The following is a 23358-nucleotide window of genomic DNA, read 5'->3' as shown; positions in this document are numbered from 1 at the left end:
CCGCATTCCGGGCCTGCCAGTTCGGCTGGCGGCGAAAGGCGCTAGGCGACATGCCCAGCGCCCGCCGAAACGCCCGGCTGAACGCCTCGGGGCTTTCGAAACCTGCCGCCAGGGCAGCCTCCAGCACCGAGTGATCGGCATTGGCCGCCAAACGATGCGCCGCCTGGCGCAAGCGCATCAACTGCACATAGCGCGAGACCGGCACCCCGACGTACGCCGTGAACTGGCGATGAAAGTGAAACACCGAAAAGTTCGCCACCTGGCTCAGGGTTTTTACCGATAGATCACCTTCGAGGTTGGCGTCGATGTAGGCGAGCACAGCGCTGAAGCGCTGGGTGTAGGCGGCGTTGGGCGGCAAGTCGGGCACGGCTGGAGGCTCTTGGAAGTACGGTCGGCATAGAATCGACTATACCCGCGTAGCTGTGCCTAGCCGTGTTTGCTCTAGGTGTGTTTTTCACGGGGATGAGCATTCGCTCGATGGGCCGCGTCGGCGGCCCGGGCGTAGCCCTCGGCGTTTACTTGGCCGAGGCTTGGTCCACCCTGCACGCCTTAGAGTACTCGGGCTACCAAACCCGGCCGCTGGATTTACAGCGACAGGGGGAGGGTCGCGAGGTTGCAGAATGGATTGAAGGGAAGATTGGAGCGCGCTCGTAGTTAAAGGTTTGGCCCCTGCTGATGCTCACGCAAACAGTGCTGGCCAGCTGCTCATCAGGCAACATCTCATCAATCGCAAACAGACAAAACCGATACAAATCAAGCCACTACCCACCTGGCACAACCATTGCGAAGGCCCTCGTCTCTTCCCCCTCGTGGAACATCGACGTTCATGACCGCTCCCTTCGCCCGCGTGCCCCTGTTACTGGCCATCGCCGCCGCCTTACCCACGCTACCGAGCTTCGCCGCCGAGCCAAGCCCCGAAGCGCTGCCCACTGTCACGGTTACTGCGCAAAAGCGCGAAGAGTCGGTGCAGGATGTGCCCTCGGCCATCTCCGTGGTCAGCGCCAAGCAGATCGCCGACAGCGGTGGCGGCTTCAGTGCCGGCAAGGCGCTGCAGAATGTGCCCAACGCCATCGCCCCGGAGTTCGCCGGGCACCAGCGGCCGCGCTGGTACATTCGTGGCATGGGCTCGGGGGACATGGCGTCGACCACGGTTTACCCGGTAGGCATCTACACCGATGACGTGTATATCGACCCCCACGTGGCTACCGGTTTTCCGCTCTATGACATGGAGCGCGTCGAGGTGCTGCGCGGGCCGCAGGGCACGCTGTGGGGCAAGAACACCACTGGCGGGGCGATCAACTTTGTTTCGCGCAAGCCGGATTTCGAGAAAGCCAACGGTTACTTCAAACTCGACCTGGGCAACTACAATTCGCGCCTGTACGAAGGCGCCTATGGCGATACGCTGATCGACAACAAGCTGGCCGCACGGGTGGCGTTTGTCGACCAGAGCGCCGATGGCCAACTGGAGAACCAGGTCGATGGCCATACCGTTGGCGACATCCACGATCAGGCCCTGCGCCTGCAATTGCTGGCGCAGATCAACGACGACCTGCAGGCCACCCTGCAACTGCATGGCCGTGACTATAAAGGGCAGGGTATTGCCACCCGCGCCTGGGGTTCGGGGCCGGGGGGCAATACGCTGTTCGGCCCGGCGCCGAAGCCGGGTACCGACGAGGCCGCCTTTACCGGTAAGGCGGAAGACCGCATCGAGCACAACGGTGTGCAGTTGGCACTGAAGTGGGATCTGGGCGACCTGCAACTGGACTCGATCACCGCCTTCGACGATATCCACGAAAAAGCCGAAAGCCCGAACATGAGCCTTTACGAGTTCGGCCGTGGCTTTAACGATGACCGCTGGAAGCAGGTGTCCCAGGAGCTGCGCTTGTCTTCGGCGAAAAACCAGCCGGTCAGCTGGATCGTCGGCACGCATGTGTTCCATGAACAACTCGACAGTCGCAACGACAACGGCCTGTTGCCCAAGTCCTACAACCAGGCCTTGGGCGTGGCTGACTACGGTCGTACCGATATCGACCAAAGCACCGACAGCTTCGCGATTTTCGGCAGCAGCACCTGGCAGGCCACCGACAACCTGAGCCTCACCGCCGGCCTGCGCTGGACCCGCGAAACCAAGGACATCGACCTGCACCGCGTAGCCGCGCCGGATGCCGATGCGGTCAGCTACAGCAGCGAGCGCGACTGGTGGAAACACTACACCGGCGACCTGGTGACCCGCGTCGAACAGGACGAAAAACGCACCTGGAACAAGCTCACCTACGACTTCACCCCCGAGTACCAGCTCAACGACAACGCGCGGGTGTACTTTCGCTATGCCAAGGGGTTTCGTTCAGGTGGTTTCAGCGGCGGTGCGCAGGTGCAGGCCGAGGCCTCGGTGGTGGCGCCGGAGAACGTCGATGCCTACGAACTGGGGGTCAAGAGCGAGTGGTTCGACGAGCGCCTGATCGCCAATGCCAACGTGTTTTACTACGACTACTCGGACATTCAGGTCAACGCCGTGTCGGTGCGCGACGGCCAGGTGGTGTCGCTGCTGACCAACAGTGGCCAAGGGGTGATTCGCGGCGCCGAGTTCGAGCTGCAGGCGTTGCCGTTCAGCAACCTGGAACTGCATGGCTCGTTGGGCTTGCTGCATACCGAGCTGCAGGATTTCGAGTCCGGCGGGGTGGATTATTCGGGTAACCGCATTGCCCGCTCGCCGTCGCGGACCCTGGCCGTGGGCGGCAGTTACCGGATACCGCTGGAGAATGGCGATGAAGTGCGGTTGGGCACGGATTGGCGCTATCAGAGTCGGATCTTCTTCCTGCCGACGGCGCAGCAGGATCACAGCGTTTCCCAGGGCGGCTATACCTTGGGCAATGCCAGTGCCACCTATCACCTGGGCGGGCGCTATGACCTGGATCTGACGGCGTATGTGAACAACCTGACCGACAAGCAGTACAAGACCGACAGCGTGCCGTTGCCGTTCGATATTGCCTGGGACGCGCGGGGCGATCGGCGCACGTTCGGGGTGAGTGCGACGACCCGCTTTTAGCCGTCAGTGCCGGGCCGGCCGCGGGCCTAAAGCGCTTGGGGGTGGTGGTGCCGTAGGTTTTTGGGCAGGGCTTTGCCTTGCATCGCTGGCAAGCCAGCTCCCACAGGTATTGCGGACCTTGTGGGAGCTGGCTTGCCAGCGGTGCTTTTGGGGTCAGTAGCGAATCATCACCGACTTGAGCTCGGTGTAATCCTCGATAAACGCCCCGCCAAATTCACGGCCAATTCCCGAAGCCTTCACCCCGCCAAACGGCACCGCCGGGTCGAGCAGGGTATGCATGTTCACCCACACCGTACCGGCCTGTACCTGCGGGACCAGGCGCAAGGCCTTGCTCAGGTCGTTGGTCCATACACTGGCACTCAGGCCATAAGGGCTGTCATTCATCAGGGCGATCAGTTGCTCTTCATCGTCGTAAGGCAAAAAGGTCGCCACCGGCCCGAAGGTCTCTTCAGTGAGCAGGCTGTCGTTCAGCGAATGGGCCAGGATCACCGTCGGTTCCACATAGCATCCCGGCCCTTCGATCAGGCGCCCGCCATGAATGATCTGGCTGTTCTCGCGGCGCGCCTTGGCAAACAGCGCACCGAGTTTGGCCTGGTGCTGCTTGTTGCTCACCGGGCCGAATTCACTGGTTTCATCCAGCGGTGAGCCGATCTTCAACGTTGCCAGGCGCTCGCTCAAGGCACCGGTCACCGCCTCGATCTGCGAACGATGCACATAGAAGCGCTCGGCTGCGGCGCAGATCTGCCCGGCATGCAAAAAGCCCGCTTCGATGATGCCGTCCACCGCTTTGTTCAACGGCACATCACGCAGGAACCCGGCCGCATTCTTGCCGCCCAGCTCCAGGGTAGTGCGGGTCAGGTTGGCGGCCATGGCACTCTGGCCAACAGCAAGGCCGGTGGGCACGGAGCCGGTGAACGAGACCTTGTCGGTGCCCGGGTGCTCGATCAGCGCCTTGCCGGCCAGGCCGGCGCCGGTCACCACGTTCAGTGCGCCAGCGGGCAGGCCTGCGTCAATGGCCAGCTCGGCGATGCGCAGGATGGTCAGCGGGGTGAACTCGCTGGGCTTGATGATGATGCTGCAACCGGTAACCAAGGCCGAGCCGAGTTTCCACAGGGCGATCATGGTCGAGAAGTTCCAGGGCACGATGCCGACCACCACCCCCACCGGTTCGCGCAGGGTGAAGGCGCTGTAGCGTTCGCCGTTGAACGAGGGCAGCGATGGGGTGAGGGTCTGGCCGCTGAGCTTGGTGGCCCAGCCGGCGTAGTAACGCAAAAAATGTGCGGCCTGGTCGACCTCGAAGTTGCGCGCAAGCGTGATCAGCTTGCCCGACTGGCAGGTCTCCAGTTGCGCCAACTCCTCACGGTGCTGTTCGATCAGATCGGCGAGTTTCAGCAGCACGCTGGCCCGTACGGCCGGGGCGGTTTGCGACCATTGCGCAAAGCCTCGGCGCGAAGAGGCGACGGCGGCGTCGACCGTGCGCACGCAGGCTTCGGCCACGCGGCTGATGACCTGGTCGTTGGCCGGGTCAATCACCTCAAGGAGCCGGGCATGGTCCGCAGGCTGTTGGCGACCGTCGATAAAACTGCTGTGCTCGCGTTGCAGAAACGTGCGCACCTGGGGCAAAAGGCTGATGTTGCTCATGGGACGAACCTCAAGGGAAAGCAAGGCCCCGACCCTAGCGCAGCATACCGGCGCCGGCTTGACTGAGCCTGCCGCCGGCCATGCACCGGCCTGCCAGGCGCTTTGTAATCTGCAGGTTTTGCCCGTAGGCTGCGGCATCCGCCTGTGCAGGAGCGCCTCTTGAATCCGATCTTCGCTTCCCTGAGCATCGCCCACCTGCGGGCGCTGCAAAGCATGCTGCAGCTGAAAAACCTCAGCCGTGCCGCCGAACGCCTGGGCAGCAGCCAGTCGGTGCTCAGCCGTCAGCTGGCGCATATGCGCGAGGCGTTCGACGACCCGCTGCTGGTGCGTCAGGGCCGCGGCTATGTGTTGAGCGAACGCGGCGAAAGCCTGCTGGTGCCGCTGGGCCAGGTGCTGGCCGAGCTTGAGGCCTTGCGCCAACCGCAGGCCTTCGATCCCAAACGCTGCGAGCGGCGCTTTTGCCTGGCGGCCTCGGACTACATCGCCGAGCACATGCTGCCGCTGCTGGTCAGCACCCTGGAGCGCGAAGCGCCGGGGGTGTCGATCGAGTACCGCACCTGGCAACCGGGGCAGTATGAACTGCTCGCCAGTGGCGAAGTCGACCTGGCCACCACGCTGTTCGACGACGCCCCGGCCAACCTGCACGGGCGCATGCTCGGTGAAGACCGCGCGGTATGCCTGATGCATCGCGAACACCCGTTGGCGAGCAAAGCCGAACTGACCCAGGACGATTACCGCGCCTGGAACCATGTGCGTATTTCCGGTGGTGGCGACAAGGACAGCTTTATCGACCGCCACCTGCGCGAGCAGGGCCTGAGCCGGCGCGTCAGCCTGCAGGTGCCGTTCTACTCGGCGGCGGTGCAGGTGGTCGGCAGCAGCCAGGCGCTGGTCACCGTGCCCGAGCACATCGCCCGTCAGCTCAGCCGCCTGCATCCGCTGACCTGGCGGCCACTGGCCTTTGTCGAGCACAGCCAGCGCTACTGGGTGGTCTGGCACCAGCGCCTGCACGCCTCGGCCGAGCACCGCTGGTTGCGCAACCTGGTGTTCGAGCAGTGGCAGCAGTCGCAGTTCGGCGTGCACGGCGGCCATGCGCATTCGCCATAGCAGCTATGCGCCGGGCGGCGTTTTTTGTCGGTGGGCCAGGGCCTAGACTCAGGCCCACTTACCGACAACAACAGGAGCCGCTGCATGAGCCCGGAAGCATTTCGCAAACATGGCCACCAACTGATCGACCTGATCGCCGACTACCGCCAGGGTGTCGGCGAACTGCCGGTGATGGCCCAGGTCGAGCCCGGCTACCTCAAGGCGGCCTTGCCCAGCTCGGCGCCGGTTCAGGGCGAGCCGTTCGAGAACATTCTCAAGGACGTAGACCAGTTAGTGATGCCCGGCCTGTCGCACTGGCAGCACCCGGACTTTTTCGGCTACTTCCCCTCCAACGGCAGCTTGTCGTCGGTGCTTGGCGATTTTCTCAGCACCGGCCTTGGCGTGCTCGGCCTGTCGTGGCAATCGAGCCCGGCCCTGAGCGAGCTGGAAGAAACCACCGTGGACTGGCTGCGGCAGATGGTCGGTTTGTCGGCGCAGTGGAGCGGGGTGATTCAGGACACTGCGTCCACCAGCACCCTGGTCGCCTTGATCAGCGCCCGCGAGCGCAGCAGCGACTACGCCCTGGCCAAGGGCGGCCTGCAGGGGCAGGGCAAGCCGCTGATGATCTACACCAGCGCCCAGGCCCACAGCTCGGTGGACAAGGCCGCGCTGCTGGCAGGCTTTGGCAAGGACAACATCCGCTACATCGAAACCGACGACCACTTTGCCATGCGCCCGCAAGCCCTGGCCGCGGCCATCGAAGAGGACCTGGCGAACGGTTTGCAACCTTGCGCGGTAGTGGCAACCACCGGCACCACGACGACCACCGCCATCGACCCGCTGCAACCGGTCGGCGAGATCGCGCGCAAGTTCGGCCTATGGCTGCACGTGGACTCGGCCATGGCCGGCTCGGCGATGATCCTGCCGGAATGCCGCTGGATGTGGGACGGTATCGAGCAGGCCGATTCGATTGTGGTCAATGCGCACAAATGGCTGGGGGTGGCTTTCGATTGCTCGCTGTACTTCGTGCGTGATCCGCAGCACCTGATCCGGGTCATGAGCACCAACCCCAGCTACCTGCAGTCGGCGGTCGACAGCAAGGTCAAGAACCTGCGCGACTGGGGCATTCCGTTGGGGCGGCGGTTCCGTGCCTTGAAGCTGTGGTTCATGTTGCGCAGCGAAGGTATCGAGAGCCTGCAGCAGCGCTTGCGCCGTGACCTGGACAACGCCCAGTGGCTGGCCGAACAGGTGCGCAATGCGCAGGGCTGGGAATTGCTGGCGCCGGTGCAGTTGCAGACCCTGTGTATTCGCCATCGGGGCGACGGCCTGGAGGGGGAGGCGCTGGATGCGCATACCCGCCGTTGGGCTGATCGGCTCAATGCTTCGGGGGTGGCCTATGTCACCCCGGCAACCCTGAACGGTCGCTGGATGGTGCGGGTGTCGGTGGGGGCGTTGCCGACCGAGCGTGAGCATGTGGCTGAGCTTTGGCGCAATTTGCAGAACGTCGTAGCGGGGTGAATCCATCGCGGGTCAAGCCCGCTCCCACAATGGAGCTGTGTACGCCGGACCTGTGGGAGCGGGCTTGACCCGCGATGCCTTTAAACAGCTATGAAAAGTACAATCTTGCCTATGGAAGTTGCATTTTCCCCCTGAGCCAAGCCTCCCATACTGGCCCCTGCATCCGCCGCCACCTGCCACTTCGCAGGCCTCGGTGGACATCCAATAATAAGCAGGGCCCCTCATGAAAAAGCCAAATCCGCTGCTCGAAGACCTTCGTTCGATTTTGCCCACCATCGCCGCCAATGCCGCCCGTGCCGAGCAAGACCGCAAGGTCCCGGACGAAAACATCGCCCTGCTCAAAAGCATCGGCCTGCACCGTGCCTTCCTGCCCAAGCCGTACGGCGGCCTGGAAATCTCCCTGCCGCAGTTCGCCGACTGCATCGCCTTGCTTGCCGGCGCGTGCGCCAGCACCGCCTGGGCCATGAGCCTGTTGTGCACCCACAGTCATCAGTTGGCAATGTTCCCGGCCAAGCTGCAGGAAGAAATCTGGGGCGATAACCCCGACGCCACCGCCAGTAGCAGTATCGCTCCGTTCGGCAAGGTCGAAGAGGTCGAAGGCGGCTTGCTGTTCAGCGGCGAGATGGGCTGGAGCAGTGGCAGTGACCATGCCGAGTGGGCGATTGTCGGTTGCCGCCGGGCCAATGCCGAAGGCACCCAGGATTACTGCTTCGCCGTGCTGCCACGCAGTGACTACGAAATCCGTGACGACTGGTTCGCCGCCGGCATGAAAGGCAGCGGCACCAAGACCCTGGTGATCGACAAGGTGTTCGTCCCCGAGCACCGCATCCAGAAAGCCAAGGACATGATGGAAGGCAAGTCCGCAGGCTTTGGCCTGTACCCGGACAGCAAGGTGTTCTACTCGCCATACCGGCCGTACTTTGCCAGTGGCTTCTCGACCGTCAGCCTCGGTATTGCCGAGCGCATGCTCGAAGCCTTCCGCGAAAAGACCAAGAACCGTGTGCGTGCCTATACCGGGGTCAATGTTGGCGCCGCCACACCCGCGCTGATGCGCCTGGCCGAGTCCACCCATCAGGTTGCCGCCGCTCGCGCATTTCTGGAAAAAACCTGGCAGGAACACGCCGAGCACAGCGAACGTCACCAGTACCCGACGCGCGAGACCCTGGCGTTCTGGCGCACCAATCAGGGCTATGCGGTGAAGATGTGCATTCAGGCGGTCGATCGTCTGTTCGAAGCTGCTGGCGGTACCGCGTGGTTCGACAGCAACGAGATGCAGCGGTTGTGGCGCGACGCGCACATGACCGGCGCCCATGCCTACACCGACTACGACGTTTGCGCGCAGATTCTCGGCCGCGAGCTGATGGGCCTGGAGCCTGACCCGAGCATGGTCTGAAGGGCCTCGCCAATAACAACAATGACGGCTGCCGCTCAAGGCAGCCGGGGAGTCTTGCATGTCTAGCGCAACCGCAACCGCCTTCGACAGCCGTGCCTTTCGCCGCGCCCTGGGCAACTTCGCCACCGGCGTCACCGTGGTCACCGCCGCCGACCCTCGGGGCAACCTGGTCGGCGTCACCGCCAATAGCTTCAACTCGGTGTCCCTCGACCCGCCACTGATCCTCTGGAGCCTGGATAAACGCTCCAGCAGCCTGGCGGTGTTCGAGGCGGCCAGCCATTTTGCGGTGAACATCCTCGCCGCCGACCAGATCGATTTGTCCAATAACTTCGCCAAACCCAAGGATGATCGCTTCGCCGGCATCAGTTACCAAGCAGGCGAGGGCGGCGCGCCGATCCTGGCCGATTGCTCGGCATGCTTTGAGTGTGAAACCCACCAGATCCTCGATGGCGGCGATCACTGGATCATGCTCGGCAAGGTGGTGGCCTTCGATGATTGCGGGCGCTCGCCCTTGCTCTATCACCAGGGCGCCTACTCCATGGTGCTGCCGCACACCCGCATGACCCGCCGTGAAGAAGGCCAGCCACCGAGCAGCCACTTCCAGGGCCGCTTGAGCCACAACCTGTATTACCTGATGACCCAGGCTCTGCGTGCCTACCAGAGCAGCTACCAGCCACGGCAATTGTCCAGCGGCCTGCGCACCAGCGAGGCGCGGATGCTCATGGTGCTGGAGAATGACGCCGGGCTGAACCTGGCCGACCTGCAGCGTGAAGTGGCAATGCCGGCGCGGGAAATCGACGAGGCAGTGGCCAACCTCAAGCGCAAGGGCCTGGTCTGCGACAGTCAGGCGGCCGGGCATGTGCGCCTGACCAGCGCTGGCATCGACCAGACCGAAGGCTTGTGGAGCATTGCCCGCGAGCAGCAGGACAAGGTGTTCGGGACGTTCAGCGAGGAGCAGATTGCGACCTTCAAGACCGTGCTGCAGGCGGTGATTCGCAGCTGTTGAGGTTTGATCGCGGGGCAAGCCCGCTCCTGCAGGAGCGCTTGCGTCGCGATGCTTTTATATTTCTCCTTAAGTTGTTATGTTATTACATGATTTTAAGGAGCCCCCATGAACTACCCCGTAGGAAGGTTGTCCCTAGGCCTGTCCGCCTCGCTGCTCGCCCTGCCAGCCGTTGCCGCCGACGCCGTAGTACTCGATGCCCTCAACGTCAACGAGCGCCATTACGAAGAAACCGCGACCGGCCCGGTGCAAGGCTATCGCGCAAGCCGCTCGAGCACCGCGACGAAAACTGACACTGACATCCGCGACACCCCGCAAAGCATCGCCGTGGTGCCCAGTCAGGTGCTCGAGGACCTCAACAGCACGCGCATCGACCGCGCCCTGGACTTTGCCGGCGGGGTCAGCCGGCAGAACAACTTCGGTGGCTTGACCTTCCTCAACTACAGCGTGCGCGGCTTCACCACCGGCGAGCTGTACAAGAACGGCTTTGCCGTCAACCGCGGCAGCTACAGTGCCCCCGACACCTCGAACATCGAACGCATCGAAGTGCTCAAGGGCCCGGCGGCAAGCCTGTACGGGCGCGGCGACCCAGGTGGTTTGGTGAACATCGTCACCAAGCGTCCGCAGGCCGAGGCCTTCACCCGCTTCAAGGCCAGCGCCGGCAGTTGGGACCGCTACCGCAGCAGCCTGGACGTGAACACGCCATTGAGCGAGGACGGCAGGGTGCTGTCGCGGGTGAACATGGCGGTGGAGGATAACGGCAGCTTTCGCGATTATGTCGGCAGCGAGCGGCGCATCGTCAGCCCGTCGCTGAGCTGGCAATTGAGCCCCGAGACCCTGCTGTCGATCGATACCGAGTTCTCGCGCACCGAGTCGGTGTTCGACCGTGGTATCCCGGCGGTCAACAATGAGCTGGGCTCGGTCAGCCGTTCGACCTTTCTCGGTGAGCCCAATGACGGGCGCATCCGCAATGACAACCAAACCCTCGACCTGACCCTGGAACACAGCCTCAGCGACAGCTGGACACTGCGCCTGGCCAACCATTACACCCAGGGCCGGCTCAAGGGCAACAGCTCGGAGCCGTCGCGGGTGGTCGGCAGCACCATCAGCCGCTTCTACCGCGAGCGCGATTTCGAGTGGAACGACAACATCACCCAGGCCGAACTGCATGGCCAGTTCCAGTTCGCCGGCTGGGAGCACCAGAGCCTGATCGGCCTGGAGTACGAGAACTACCGCAACAGCCAGAAGTACCCGCAGAGCGCCACCTCGCTCGGCTATGGCCTGGACATCTACAATCCGGTGTACGGCCAGGCGAAACCGCCGCTGATCAACCCCAATGACTTCTTCGAGCACACTGAAAGCTACGCGCTCAATTTGCAGGACCAGATTGCCTTTACCGAGCGTTTGCGCGGCCTGCTGGGCGTGCGCCTGGAGCACATCGAGCAGACCGCGCAGAACCGCACTACGCAGGTCAGCAACCGCCAGGAAAAGGACGTTGCCACGCCGCGTGTGGGCTTGCTGTACCAGCTCACACCTGAAGTCGGTGTGTTCGCCAATGCCTCGACTTCGTTCAAGCCCAACAGCATCGGCACCCAGGGCCAGATCTACAAGCCGGAGAAGGGCCTGGGCTATGAAACCGGGCTCAAGCTCGACCTGTTCGACAGCCGTCTGGGGGCAACCATCGCGCTGTTCCAGATCGACAAGGAAAACGTCATCACCACCGATGCCTTCGGTGACAGCATCGCCGCCGGCAAGGCGCGCAGCCAGGGTGTCGACCTGCAGTTCAGTGGCCAGCTCAGCGACGCGGTGCGGGTGATCGGTGCCTATGCCTATATCGATGCCGAAGTGACCAAGGGCGATGCCGCCTTGCCCAAGGGCAGCGACCTGCTGGGCATCCCCCGGCACAGCGGTAGCCTGATGGCGGTGTATGAGTTCCAGAGCGGGCCCTTGCTCGGTTCGGACATTGGCGCTGCGGCCAACTATGTCGGCGAGCGCTCCGGCCAGGCCGGCAGCAGCTTTCGCCTGCCGAGCTACAGCACTGTCGACCTGCTGGCCCACTACAAGGTCAGCGAACAGGCCACGGTGGGCCTGAACCTGAACAACCTGTTCGATCGCAAGTACTACGAGCGCGGCTACAACGCGGCGTGGAACCTGCCTGGGGAGCCGCGCAATCTGATGGTCAGCCTGAGCCTGGCGCTGTAAATCGGCAGTGCGTTATTGCACGCACCACCAGCGCGGCAACTGGTCGTTGAATGAATGCGCGGTCGGCGCCAGGGCCTGATGCTGGTTGCTGTCGAAGCTACCCAGCAGCAGGGCTACTGTAGGCTCATCATCGATGGCACCCAGCGAGCTGCCGCAGGTGGGGCAGAAGGCGCGGCGGGAATAGTCCGAGGAGCGAAAGGTGGCCGGAGCGCCTGCCGGGCCGATCCAGCGAACCTGCTCGCGGGCAAATTCGACCCAGGTGGCTGTCAGCGCGCCGGTATGGCGCTGGCACCATTTGCACGAGCAACAGTGGGAGTTCAGTACCGGTCCTGTGGCTTCAAAGCGGATCGCCCCGCACAGGCAGCCACCGCTGTAGGTTTCAACGTCCATGGTTGTCTCCGGGCTAGTTGCCAACCGGCGTGCACAGCTCCACCAGGGTGCCATCGGGGCAGCGCACATACGACAGTGTTTGCCCCCAGGGCTTGGCTTCGGGGGTTTTCAGCTCGATGGCGCCGGCAGCCACGGCGCGGGCATGGGCGCTAGCGACATCGTCGGTGACCAGGGCGATTTCCATGCCCAGCGGTTTTGCCGATTCGCTGGCTGCCAGCACACCGCCCGGAAAGTGGCTGTTGCCCAGGGCCAATGAGGCGAAGGCGAGGGTGGTGGCGCCGGTGTCCAGCTCGCCATAGTCGCCGGACTCATGGAGAAAGCGCCGGCCCAGGCCGAAGGCCTGTTCGAAGAATGCCAGCGAGGCGGCGACATCCGGGACGTAGACGATGGTGTATCCGAGTTTCATCAATGCTTCCTTGATTGAAGAGGGCGTGGGCGGTTTATACAGCACTTGCCGGCGGCTTGGGTACGTCGCTAAGGTTGTGGCTGCAAAGGAGAGCCCTGATGACCGACCCGATCGAACTCAACCGCCGCAACTGGGATGAGCGTGCGCCATTGCACGCGGCATCCAAAGACTATGAAGTAGACACATTCGTCGCCGACCCTGCGCACCTGTCTGAAGTGGTACGTTTCGACTTGCCGCGCCTGGGCGATATCCGTGGCCTGCGGGCGGTGCACTTGCAGTGTCATATCGGAACCGACACGTTGTCGCTATCGCGTTTGGGGGCCGAGGTCAGCGGGCTGGATTTTTCTGCGCAGTCCTTGGCTCAGGCGCGGGCCTTGGCTGAACGCTGTGGGGCCAGGATCGACTATGTCGAGTCGGATGTGTACGCCGCCGACCAGGTGCTGGCGCCGGCGTCGTTCGACCTGGTGTACACCGGCATCGGCGCGTTGATCTGGTTGCCGAGCATCGAGCGTTGGGCGCGTACCGTGGCGGCGCTGCTCAAACCGGGTGGGCGGCTGTTCCTGCGTGAAGGTCACCCGATGCTGCTGGCGGTGAACGAAGATCATCAGGACCAGTTGGTGATCGAGTACCCGTACTTCGAGCGCGAGGCGCCGACGGTGTGGGACAGCGGCCAGACGTATGTCGAGACCGACAGGTTGCTTGAGCAAACGGTTACCCATGAGTGGAACCACGGCTTGGGCGAGATCATCAGTGCCTTGCTCAAGCATGGGCTGCAGCTCACCGCGCTGGTGGAGCATGACAGCATTCCCTGGGAGGCGCTGCCGGGGCAGATGAGCCAAGACGGGGCAGGTGAGTGGTCGCTGAACAAGGATCGCTGGCGCTTGCCGCTGAGTTACACCTTGCAGGCGGTCAAGCGGGGCTAACGGCTGCGGACCTTGAGGGCCTCATCGCCGGCAAGACTGGCTCCCACAATGGCTTGGTAGACGCCGATCGTGTGGGAGCAAGTGTTTGTTGTGGGAGAGGACTTGTGTACGCCGGACCTGTGGGGGCTGGCCTTGCCAGCGATGAGGCCGGCAGCCTCACTGCGCTGCCGCCTTCGGCTTGCGCGTTCGCTTGCCCGCCGCTGCGCTGCTTTTGCGTTTTTTCTTCCACGGCGCAGCACCACGCCCGGCCGGGGTGGCCGGGCCGCTGATGGTCAGGCGCATGCCGGCGCAGCGCTCGACCTGCTTGCTCATCCACGCCGACTGCTTGGCGACGAAGTCCTCCAGGCTCATCTCGCCGCTTTGCACCATGTCCAGCGCCTGTTCCCAGATCGCCGTGGTGCCCGGGTCGGCAATCGCCCGCGGCACCGCGTCGATCAGGCTGAAGGCCGCCGGGGTGGCACTCAGGGCCTTGCCGTTCTTGACCAGGTAACCGCGATCGAGCAGGCCCTGGATAATCCCGGCACGGGTGGCTTCGGTGCCGATGCCGGTGGTGTCCTTGAGCTTTTGCTTGAGGCGCGGGTCGTCCACCAGCTTGGCGACGTTTTTCATCGCCTTGATCAGGTCACCTTCGGTAAACGGCTTGGGCGGCTGGGTCCACAAGTCTTTGAGGTTGACCCCGGCCACGGCACAATCCTGCCCTTCACGCAGCAGCGGCAGCACCTGAGCCACCGGCGCCTCGCGGCCTTTGCCAGGCGTCAGGGCCTCAGGCAGGGCGCGGCGCCAGCCTGGCTCGACAATCTGCTTGCCCACCGCACGTAATGCCTGGCCTGCGCAATCGAACTCGGCCTGGGTGCGATCGTACTCGTGGTTGGGCAGGAACTGCGCCAGGTAGCGGGCACGGATCAGCGTATAGACTGCCTTGTGCCTGGCCGGCAAACGCGACGGGTCGCTGGCCGCCGCAGTGGGAATGATGCCGTGGTGGGCGCTGACTTTGGCGTCGTTCCAGGCCCGTGAACGGCGTTGCGCTTGCAGGTACGGTTGCAAGGGCGCAAGGCTGGCATCGGCACGCTGCAAGGCGGCCAGAATGGCCGCTGCCTCGCTGTGCTGGCTCAATGGCAGGTAACCGCAGTCGCTGCGCGGGTAGGTGATCAGCTTGTGGGTTTCGTACAGTGCCTGGGCGATGTCCAGGGTCTCCTGGGCGCCGAGGCCGAGTTTTTTCGAGCACAGCTCCTGCAGGGTGCCGAGGTCGAAGGGCAGCGGCGCCGCTTCGCGAACCCGTTCGGTGGCGACGTTCATTACCCGGGCACTGCCGGCCGCGCCGATGGCCGCAGCGGCCTGCTGGGCCAGGGCCTGGTTCAGGCAGCGGGCCTGGTCGTCGCAGGCGTCCTCCGGTGCCCGCCACTGTGCAGTGAACTGCTCGCCAGCGCTGCGTAGCTGCACGTCGATGGCCCAGTAGGCCACCGGCACGAAGTCGGCAATACTGCGGTCGCGATCGACCACCAGACGCAATGTCGGCGTTTGTACCCGGCCTACCGGCAATACACCCTGGTAACCGGACTGACGGCCGAGCAGGGTGAACAGCCGGCTCATGTTCATGCCGATCAGCCAGTCGGCTCGCGAGCGCCCCAGGGCCGAATGGTAAAGGCTGAAGGTTTCGCTACCGGGCTTGAGCGTCGCCAGGGCCTTGCGGATGGACGCGTCGTCGAGCGCCGACAGCCATAGCCGGCTGATCGGCCCCCGGTAGCGGCAATGCTCGACCAGCTCACGGGCGATCATCTCGCCTTCGCGGTCGGCGTCGGTGGCGATCACCAGTTCGCGGGCCTCGCCGAGCAGGCGTTTAACCGCCTTGAACTGGCTGGCGGTCTTGGGCTTGACCAGCATTTTCCACTTCTTGGGCACGATCGGCAGGTCGGCCAACACCCAGCGCTTGTAGCGCGCGTCGTAGCTGTCGGGCGGAGCGGTTTCCAGCAGGTGGCCGATGCACCAGGTGACCGTGACATCGGTGCCGACCCAGCAGCCGTCGCCGCGGCGGTTGGCGCCGAGCACCTTGGCGATGTCTTTGGCCTGGGAAGGCTTTTCGCAGAGAAACAGACGCATGCCGTTCGATCTATGGCTGGTGAAGGCCATAGGATGCGCAGGATTGATAGGCGTGGCAAGCTTTATCTGTATGGATATACAGCTTGGTGTTGCCGCCCTGGTAACGAAAACTCCTCGCATTTGGCCAGCTTGCCCTCGACGTGACCGTGGACGGGAGAATTGCCCTTGTGGCAGCGTTTGACCTGCCCTCGGGTGTGTCAATGGACGATGTCGCCAGGGCTTTCTGCCAACTGCACAAGGATGTACCCCCATGCCTGTTTTCGATTATCGCAACCTCGACAGCGCCGCTTCCAAGGCGCTGTACAGCGACGCCATGGCCTTGACCCTCTATGCCTATCACGGCCTCGACAACGGTTTTGCCGTTGGTTACCAGCAGAACGGTTTTGGTCTGGGCTTGCCCGCCACCTTGGTCAAGGCACTGATTGGCGGCACCGACAGCCAGGGCGCGATCCCGGGCATCCCCTGGAACCCCGACTCCGAAGCCCAGGCCCTGGCCGCTGTAAAGGCCGCGGGCTGGACGCCGATCAGCGCCAAGCAACTGGGCTATGAGGGCAGCACGGATTTTCGCGGAACCTTCCACGGCGAAACCGCCGGCTACACCAGTGCCCAGGTCGAGATCCTCGGCAAGTATGACGCCGCCGGCCAGTTGAGCGGGCTGGGCATTGCCTTTCGCGGTACCAGCGGGCCACGGGAAAACCTGGTGGGCGATACCATCGCCGATGCCATCAACGACCTGATGGCCGCCATTGGCCCGGACGGCTACGCAAAAAATTACGCCGCCAATGCCTTTGGCCGGTTGTTCGACGATGTCGCCGCCTTTGCCAAGGCCAATGGCCTCAAAGGCGCCGATATCACCGTCAGTGGCCACAGCCTTGGCGGCCTGGGCGTCAACAGCCTGGCTGAGCTCAGTCACGACAAGTGGGGGGGCTTTTATGAGGATGCCCGTTACGTAGCCTTTGCCTCACCGACCCAGGCCAGTGACAGCGGCAAGGTGCTGAATATCGGCTACGAGAACGACCCGGTGTTCCGCGCCCTCAATGGCTCGAGTTTCGACTGGGCAACCGTCGGCGTGCACGACGGCGCCAAGCCTTCGAGCACCGACAACATCGTCAACTTCAATGACCATTACGCCTCCGATGCCTGGAACCTGCTGCCGTATTCGATCGGCAATATCGCCACCTGGTTGTCGCATTTGCCTACGGCGTACGGTGACGGCCTGGGCCGGGTGCTGGATTCGAAGTTCTACGCCTGGACGGCCAAGGACTCGACCATCGTCGTCAGCAACCTCTCCGACGTTACCCGTGGCTCGACCTGGGTCGAGGACCTGAACCGCAATGCCGAGACGCACACGGGCAGTACCTTCATCATCGGCTCCGAAGCCGGCGACCTGATTCATGGCGGGCATGGCAATGACTACCTGGAAGGGCGCGGCGGCAACGACACCTTCCGTGACGACGGCGGCTATAACCTGATCGACGGCGGCGCCGGGCACGACACCCTGAAACTCGGCCAGGCCCTTGGCAGTTTCGATATCGCCCGCGATGGCAACGGCACCCTGTACCTGCGCGACGCAGCGGGCGGCATCAGCCTGGTCAACCAGGTCGAGACGCTGGTCAGCAAGGAGTCGAGCCTGGTGCTCTTCAGCAAGGAGGTCAGCCACCAGATCGACCCGCAGGGTGTGCTCAGCAGTGGCAAGCTGCACGCCTATGCTACGAGCCAGAACGGCACGGCGGCTAATGACAGCCTGACCGCGAGCGCCCAGGGTGACTGGTTGTTTGGCCTGGACGGCAATGACCACTTGCAGGGCGGGCGTGGCAACGATGTGTTCGTCGGCGGCGCTGGTAACGATGTGCTGGTTTCAGGCGGCGGTCAGGATACCTTCCTGTTCAGCGGCCTCTTTGGCCAGGATCAGGTTCAAGGCTTTAGCAGTGATGACCGTCTGCTGTTCATCGGCGTTGATGGCGGCACCGCGCAACCGGACTTTCGCCAGCACCTGAGCCAGGAGGGTAACGATACCGTACTGCGTTTTGGCGCTGACAGTGTGACCCTGGTGGGGGTGTCGGCAGATAGCCTGAGCGCGGCGCAGATCGTCATCGCTTGAGTGAACCGCTGCTGGCCGGCAAGCCTTAAGCGGTCTTGCGGGCCAGCACCGAGTAGGTGTGCCAGTGTTTGCTGCGGCCCAGCAACGTCTTGCCGGGCTGGTTGTGCTCATAAAGATCGAGCAACTCGAAGCTGTCGAACAGTTGCTCGGTCTGTGCACGGTCACGCACGCTCAGGTCGCGACGTTCAAGCTGTACCCAGGAGTCCATTGGCCCCATGAAGTGCCCGCAGAATATCCCGCCCGGGCGTAACGCCTGAACGATCCGGCGCCAAGCCTCTGCGAAGTGTTCCGGCCGACAGAAAAACAGGCAGGAACTGGCGGTGATCAACGCCGCCTGGGGGTAGTCGAAAGTTTCAAAGCTGCTGCAGGCGGTAAACATTGCGGCTTATCGGCCAAGTCGCGCACATACTCCAGGGCCTCGGGGTTGTTGTCGTAGGCGTGCACGACAAACCCGCGCTCCAGCAAGAACCGCGTGTTGCGGCCCGCGCCGCAACCGACATCCACGGCAATGGTGCCTGCATCGATGGCGACCAGCTCAACTGCCTGACGCAGGTGCGGGTACACCGCAGCCTCGCGTGAGGCTGCGTAGTAGTCGGACTGGATCATCCGCGACTGGCCTCCAGGGCCTGGCTCAGGTCGGCAATGATGTCATCGCTGTGCTCAATGCCGATCGACAGGCGCACCATGTCCCGTGGCACGCCGGCGCGCTCCAGTTCTTCGTCGTTGAGCTGGCGGTGGGTGGTGGAGGCGGGGTGGCAGGCCAGCGACTTGGCGTCGCCGATATTCACCAGGCGCACCACCAACTGCAGTGCATCGATAAAGCGCGCGCCGGCCTCCTGGCCGCCCTTGATCCCGAACGACAGGATCGAGGCCGGCTTGCCTTCGGTGTAGCGCCGGGCCAGTTCATGCTCGGGGTGATCAGGCAGGCCGGCGTACTTCACCCAGGCGACTTGCTCATGGTTCTGCAGGTAGTGGGCGACCTTGAGTGCGTTCTCGGTGTGACGCTCCATGCGCAGGGCCAATGTTTCCAGGCCTTGCAGGATCAGGAAGGCGTTGAATGGCGACAGCGCCGCGCCAGTATTGCGCAGCGGCACCACCCGGCAGCGGCCGATAAAGGCGGCCGGGCCAAAGGCTTCGGTGTAGGTCACGCCATGGTACGACGGGTCGGGGGTGTTGAGCAGGGCGAAGCGCTCTTTGTTTTCGGCCCAGGGGAACTTGCCCGAGTCGATGACAATGCCGCCGATGCTGGTGCCGTGGCCGCCGATGTACTTGGTCAGCGAGTGCACGACGATATCGGCGCCGTGTTCGAACGGGCGGCAGAGAATCGGCGTGGCCACGGTATTGTCGACGAGCAGCGGTACGCCATGGCGGTGCGCGGCATCGGCCAGGGCTTGCAGGTCGACGATATTGCCCGCCGGGTTGCCGATCGACTCGCAGAACACTGCTTTGGTGCGGCTGTCGATCAGCGCTTCGAGGGCGGCGATGTCGTCATGGGCGGCAAAGCGGGTCTGGATACCAAAGCGTGGCAGGGTATGGGCCAGCAGGTTGTAGGTGCCGCCGTAGAGCTTGGCCACCGAGACGATATTGTCGCCGGCTTCGGCCACGGTCTGGATCGCGTAGGTGATCGCGGCCATGCCCGAGGCCACGGCCAGGGCACCGACGCCGCCTTCCAGCGCCGCCATGCGTTGCTCGAGCACATCATTGGTGGGGTTCATGATCCGGCTATAGATGTTGCCGGCGACTTTCAGGTCGAACAGGTCGGCACCGTGCTGGGTGTCGTCGAAGGCAAAAGAGGTGGTCTGGTAGATCGGTACCGCGACGGCCTTGGTGGTCGGGTCGGGGCTGAAGCCCGCGTGGATGGCCAGGGTTTCCAGCTTCATGCAATCGTTCCTTGAAAGTCGGGGGGAAGGGGCTAGAGCATGGAGCGCGGAGCGAGTGACGGTCAAGGTCCGTGGGAGCAGGCTGGCCCCGCGATAGCGTTCTGCCTAGCCCGCCTTGCGCAAGGTCAGGTTGATGCGCCGGCTGCCCAGCACGGGATGGTTGCCCGGTTTGAGAGGCAGCACCCCATGAAAGCGCAGGCGATCCTCACCGCCCCAGACCATCACATCGCCATGGCGCAGGCCGATGCGTTGGCTGGGCGCGTTGCGGCTGTGGCCACCGAACTGAAACACAGCCGGCAAACCCAGCGAAACCGAGACGATCGGTTGGCTGTAATCGTGTTCATCGCGGTCTTGATGCAGGCTCAAGCGATTGCCCGGCTGATAACAGTTGACCAGGCAAGCGTCCGGCTGGAAGTCGGCAAAGCCTGCGGCCGAAGCGGCGAGGGCGGCCAGTTCGCTGAATACGGTTGGCAATGCCGGCCAGGGTTGCTGGCTGAGTGGGTCGACCGGGCTGTAGCGATAACCGCGCCGATCACTGATCCAGCCCAGTGTCCCGCAGTTGGTCAAACCCACGGCCATGTTCAGGCCACCGGGAGTGACCATATGCCGCAAAGGCGCGCAGGCGATGATCTGGCGCAGCTCAGGTAGCAGGGCGTCGACCCAGGCCAGGGCAAGCCCGGGCAACACTACCGCCTGCTTGCCGATCCACTGTGGCTCGGCGGGGTTGGCGGGGTTGAACAGGTCCAGTTCGGTTTGCATCATAAGCGGCGATTCAGGCAGCGGGCTGGGTGCAGAGACTGTATAGTAACGCGCTTTGGCACCTGTGCCGTCCCCCTGTTTGTTGCGCGCAAAGCCCGCACTTCAGGGTGCCCAGGGCCCCTCGAAGAAAAAAATAAACTTTTTGAATTCAAGGGGTTGCCAGAGCGGGGGAATGAGTACATAATTGCGTCCATCGAAAACGAGGCACTTAAAAAGCCTAGCGTTTTCAAGGAGATAGCGGTTTTAGTAAGTTGTTTCCTTAAAGAGTTGTATATGTTTGAGATCGCAGTTTCAGGGTCTCGGGCATTTGAGGCCGAGTAGCAAAGTGGTTATGCTCCGGATTGCAAATCCGTCTACGCCGGTTCGATTCCGACCTCGGCCTCCATTATTGAAAGCCCCGCAGATTAACGTCTGCGGGGTTTTTCTTTGTGGGTCGGAAAAGGTTGGAGTTCCGATACTTCAGGCATTGAGTTCCGAAATTTCACCCTTTGCAGGGCTTGGCGATGGCCCCGACGCGACGGTAAGCGCGCTCGGTGATTCCCTCTTTCGAGTGTCCGAGCAGCACGCTCGCATCGCTCAGGTCGTTGATCCTCAGATGCCGCTTTCGGTCGGATGTCCCTGAACTGGAACTGGGCTATTCGATTGGTAAGGTCAGGCTTCTTCTCCAGCTCTGCTTTCAACCTCGTGGCCTCGCGTGCGTCCGCCCACCGGTTGCGCAACATTGGCCAGCTCATCCGCTTGCCATGCTCGTTGACGATGAAAAGCGGGCTGGTGCGTCGCATGATGCGCTGCTGCCTACATCGTTTGCCGCGACCGGCGCCCAGTGGGCTGAGCAAACCATCAAAGGAGCGAGTGATGAAGATTTCAAGATGGATTTAGCTTGCTCAATATACTGTATGTATATACAGTATATTGAGATTGCAGGCTGTCTGCCCGAGGTGCCGACCGACGCAGCCACTTTTGAATTTTTTCGTGTCAACTCACAAGGAAAGTCAGATGACAACTACCTACACCGCTTCAAACTCCCTGCCCTTTGCAGCGCTGCCCACCATCAACGGCGTGGTTCAGTATTTTCGCGCCACGATGACCAACCCGGCCGATGCTACCTATGCCCCTGATGGGCTCGCAGCGGCTCCGATTTATGGCTTGGGTGGGCAACTGCTGCAGGGGGACGAGATCGTTGCTGGCGGCAATGTCACGCTGGTCTCGCATATTGGCCCTTTGCTCAACGGCGGCGCTTTGTGTTGGGTGTTGATCAGTAGCGACGGCGGTGCACAGCAGGTCGCCAATGCAACACGTAGCCAGCACGCGGTAACCTTGGGTCAGATCTCCATCGCTTCGGGAGCTGCGCCGGGTGATGTGAAATTTTCGGCTGCCAATTCCGTTCCTGCGGGTTGGCTCAAAGCAGATGGCGCTGAGGTTTCACGTAGCACGTTTTCTGCGCTCTTTGCGGCAATTGGAACGACCTATGGTGCTGGGGACGGTTCGACCACATTCGTATTGCCTGACTTGCGAGGCGAGTTCATCCGCGGCTTTGATGACGGCAGGGGGATAGATGCTGGGCGTGCATTTGGATCGTCGCAAAAGGGCACCCTGCACCCCTACGATACCACTGACAATAAAGCCAACGGCATCTGGAGTGCTTCAACCACACAAAACTCTGGTGCAGCATCGCAAGTAGCGATGGGCGTAGACCCGTACTCGACCACTGATTACCCGACTGTTACCGTCGGTGGAGTCGATGCGACAGTCAATTATGCATTACCGGGTCTCGCCGGCGACCGCGGTTACTCAGGCGTCGCTCGGCCACGCAATATTGCGCTACTTGCACTGATCAAGTATTGAGTTTCTCGCTTTTAAAACTCTCATATTTCCGGCGGTGTACTCCCACTATGCCGCCCTTGTGCTCTCCGACCTGCTCGCACAAGAGAACTGGCGAAAGCGTATGACCGAGCCCGAATAGCAGGCCTGGCGTTCGAGGCGTCCTATACTGCTCTGGTCAAATAACCGGAGCAGCAGCGTGAAGAGGACTCTGGCGGGAATTATCGAGGCTGTCACCGAGTACTAGCTTCGATCGCTTGGTGGACCGGCGCGCTCACTCCATTGAATAGTCCGACACCTGCGGCGTGGTTCATGGCGCCGCGCGAGGCGAACTTGCCCCTGCGGCTGCTCAACGAAATGCCGCCATCGCCGATGCCGGCGACCAAGGCTTAATTACCTTGCGGGCGTGCCAGGCCCACGTCCGAAACGTCGGGCGGTGAGCGGTAAAACAAACAAGCGCAGATGGCTGCTTTCAATGGCTGGGGGTCCACAATTCTTAAACTGCATCACGACTGGCTATCAGGGTGCGACAATCGCAACTCCCCGTCGCAATAAACCACCTCGCGGCCCAGCCATCCATTATCTACCTGCGGCAGCACCGCCGATGGTTTGCGCAACTCGCGCAGCAGGGTTGAACCGTGGGACAACCGCCCACCCATTCGTGCGATCACCGCGCTAGCCTGCTGATATTGGGCATGCCGCCCCGGGTCGAGGCTGTCCTCAAAAAGGATATCCTGGCCGAGAATGCCCCGCACGTAGCCGGGATAGATCATGAAGCCGGCAGCCTGCTCAAGGCCCTCGCGGCCATCTTGCCAGAAGCTGCCCGCGCGGTTGCGCACTTCAGGGTGTGGTGCGAACCAGCGTGCACGCTCGGCTCTTGGCATCGCGTGGTGCACCCGGAAGAAGATACGCATCAGGTTGTCCCGGTACCATTCGCGCACCTGCAGGTAGTACCCCCGAAGCCCCGGAAAGCCAAGGCGGTGGGCCATCGCGATGGGCCTGGGCCAGAGTGGCAGCGGTTGCAGGGGCAGTTCGGCATGGCTGGGGCGTGGGGTGCCTGGGTCGGTTTCCCAAGGCAGGCGATGCGGGCTGAAG

The 23358-nt window shown here is 62.9% G+C and carries 19 protein-coding genes, 1 tRNA gene and 1 pseudogene; 11 read left to right on the top strand and 10 right to left on the bottom strand.

Translation table 11 applies throughout. The annotated features are described in order from the left end of the window. On the bottom strand, positions 1–358 hold a 358-nt coding region (locus UW3_RS29735; RefSeq protein ID WP_420220028.1), incomplete at its 3' end, for a helix-turn-helix domain-containing protein. 468 nt (positions 359–826) lie between these two features. Between UW3_RS29735 and UW3_RS0117515 the strand changes: the two genes are divergently transcribed. Then, positions 827–3046: a TonB-dependent receptor gene (locus UW3_RS0117515; protein WP_010224005.1), complete on the top strand. Its 2220-nt coding sequence runs from the start codon at positions 827–829 to the stop codon at positions 3044–3046. A gap of 153 nt (positions 3047–3199) precedes the next feature. On the opposite strand, the gene UW3_RS0117510 is transcribed toward UW3_RS0117515, so the two are convergent. Next, a complete protein-coding gene (locus UW3_RS0117510) occupies positions 3200–4687 on the bottom strand; it encodes an aldehyde dehydrogenase family protein (RefSeq protein ID WP_010224004.1) in 1488 nt (495 codons plus the stop codon). Between the two features lie 159 nt (positions 4688–4846). Between UW3_RS0117510 and UW3_RS0117505 the strand changes: the two genes are divergently transcribed. The 5 genes from UW3_RS0117505 to UW3_RS0117485 all read left to right on the top strand — a co-directional run bounded on the left by UW3_RS0117505 (position 4847) and on the right by UW3_RS0117485 (position 11886). Then, on the top strand, positions 4847–5791 hold the full coding sequence (locus tag UW3_RS0117505; protein ID WP_010224003.1) for a LysR family transcriptional regulator: 945 nt from the start codon (positions 4847–4849) through the stop codon (positions 5789–5791). 84 nt (positions 5792–5875) lie between these two features. Then, entirely contained in the window at positions 5876–7288 is a 1413-nt protein-coding gene (locus UW3_RS0117500; protein WP_010224002.1) for a DOPA decarboxylase, read from the top strand. Positions 7289–7511: 223 nt separating this feature from the next. Beyond that, positions 7512–8681 carry a p-hydroxyphenylacetate 3-hydroxylase oxygenase component gene (locus UW3_RS28940; RefSeq protein ID WP_010224001.1) on the top strand — a complete coding sequence of 390 codons (1170 nt, stop codon included), beginning with the start codon at positions 7512–7514 and terminating at the stop codon, positions 8679–8681. A 58-nt stretch (positions 8682–8739) separates the two neighbouring features. Next, positions 8740–9687, top strand: coding sequence for a p-hydroxyphenylacetate 3-hydroxylase reductase component (locus tag UW3_RS0117490; RefSeq protein WP_010223999.1), 948 nt, complete (start codon positions 8740–8742; stop codon positions 9685–9687). Positions 9688–9792: 105 nt separating this feature from the next. Next, positions 9793–11886, top strand: a complete 2094-nt coding sequence (locus tag UW3_RS0117485; RefSeq protein ID WP_010223997.1) for a TonB-dependent siderophore receptor — start codon at positions 9793–9795, stop codon at positions 11884–11886. A 12-nt stretch (positions 11887–11898) separates the two neighbouring features. Here UW3_RS0117485 and UW3_RS0117480 read toward each other — a convergent pair whose 3' ends face one another. Both UW3_RS0117480 and UW3_RS0117475 read right to left on the bottom strand, forming a co-directional pair. Then, entirely contained in the window at positions 11899–12276 is a 378-nt protein-coding gene (locus UW3_RS0117480; RefSeq protein ID WP_010223995.1) for a GFA family protein, read from the bottom strand. Between the two features lie 13 nt (positions 12277–12289). After that, entirely contained in the window at positions 12290–12682 is a 393-nt protein-coding gene (locus tag UW3_RS0117475) for a VOC family protein (RefSeq protein WP_010223993.1), read from the bottom strand. 98 nt (positions 12683–12780) lie between these two features. On the opposite strand from UW3_RS0117475, the gene UW3_RS0117470 reads away from it, so the two are divergent. Further along, positions 12781–13605 (top strand): class I SAM-dependent methyltransferase, encoded by an 825-nt coding sequence (locus UW3_RS0117470; RefSeq protein WP_010223992.1) that lies wholly within the window; start codon positions 12781–12783, stop codon positions 13603–13605. A 156-nt stretch (positions 13606–13761) separates the two neighbouring features. On the opposite strand, the gene UW3_RS0117465 is transcribed toward UW3_RS0117470, so the two are convergent. Further along, entirely contained in the window at positions 13762–15702 is a 1941-nt protein-coding gene (locus UW3_RS0117465) for a DNA topoisomerase III (protein WP_010223989.1), read from the bottom strand. A gap of 250 nt (positions 15703–15952) precedes the next feature. On the opposite strand from UW3_RS0117465, the gene UW3_RS0117460 reads away from it, so the two are divergent. Further along, positions 15953–17803, top strand: a complete 1851-nt coding sequence (locus tag UW3_RS0117460) for a polyurethane esterase (protein ID WP_010223987.1) — start codon at positions 15953–15955, stop codon at positions 17801–17803. Between the two features lie 25 nt (positions 17804–17828). Here the strand turns inward: UW3_RS0117460 and UW3_RS28320 are convergent, their stop codons facing one another. From UW3_RS28320 to alkB, 4 genes are all read right to left on the bottom strand, one after another. Then, the gene (locus UW3_RS28320; protein ID WP_010223984.1) at positions 17829–18011 is read right to left on the bottom strand and encodes a hypothetical protein; all 183 of its coding nucleotides are present in this window, start codon (positions 18009–18011) and stop codon (positions 17829–17831) included. 116 nt (positions 18012–18127) lie between these two features. Next, positions 18128–18409 carry a class I SAM-dependent methyltransferase gene (locus UW3_RS28315; protein ID WP_010223983.1) on the bottom strand — a complete coding sequence of 94 codons (282 nt, stop codon included), beginning with the start codon at positions 18407–18409 and terminating at the stop codon, positions 18128–18130. Next, entirely contained in the window at positions 18406–19683 is a 1278-nt protein-coding gene (locus UW3_RS0117450; RefSeq protein ID WP_010223982.1) for a bifunctional O-acetylhomoserine aminocarboxypropyltransferase/cysteine synthase, read from the bottom strand. The genes UW3_RS28315 and UW3_RS0117450 overlap by 4 nt, the downstream gene beginning before the upstream one ends. 105 nt (positions 19684–19788) lie before the next feature. Further along, the gene (gene alkB, locus UW3_RS0117445; RefSeq protein ID WP_010223981.1) at positions 19789–20445 is read right to left on the bottom strand and encodes a DNA oxidative demethylase AlkB; all 657 of its coding nucleotides are present in this window, start codon (positions 20443–20445) and stop codon (positions 19789–19791) included. Between the two features lie 308 nt (positions 20446–20753). Between alkB and UW3_RS0117440 the strand changes: the two genes are divergently transcribed. The 3 genes and pseudogenes from UW3_RS0117440 to UW3_RS29730 form a co-directional block, all read left to right on the top strand. Then, positions 20754–20827: transfer RNA gene (locus tag UW3_RS0117440), tRNA-Cys, on the top strand. Positions 20828–21438: 611 nt separating this feature from the next. After that, complete coding sequence (locus UW3_RS29135; protein WP_010223980.1) at positions 21439–22287, top strand: tail fiber protein; 849 nt, start codon at positions 21439–21441, stop codon at positions 22285–22287. Between the two features lie 266 nt (positions 22288–22553). Further along, positions 22554–22703 (top strand): annotated as a pseudogene (locus UW3_RS29730) (lysis protein); the annotation flags it as partial. 66 nt (positions 22704–22769) lie between these two features. On the opposite strand, the gene UW3_RS29725 reads toward UW3_RS29730, so the two are convergent. Next, a partial coding sequence (locus UW3_RS29725; RefSeq protein WP_010223979.1) for a PEP-utilizing enzyme occupies positions 22770–23358 on the bottom strand: 589 nt, incomplete at its 5' end.

The organism is Pseudomonas donghuensis (genome assembly GCF_000259195.1).
GTDB classification, from domain to species: Bacteria; Pseudomonadota; Gammaproteobacteria; order Pseudomonadales; family Pseudomonadaceae; genus Aquipseudomonas; species Aquipseudomonas donghuensis.
The sequence above is the reverse complement of the archived record's forward strand: the minus strand, read 5'-3'. Positions and strand labels throughout refer to the sequence as shown.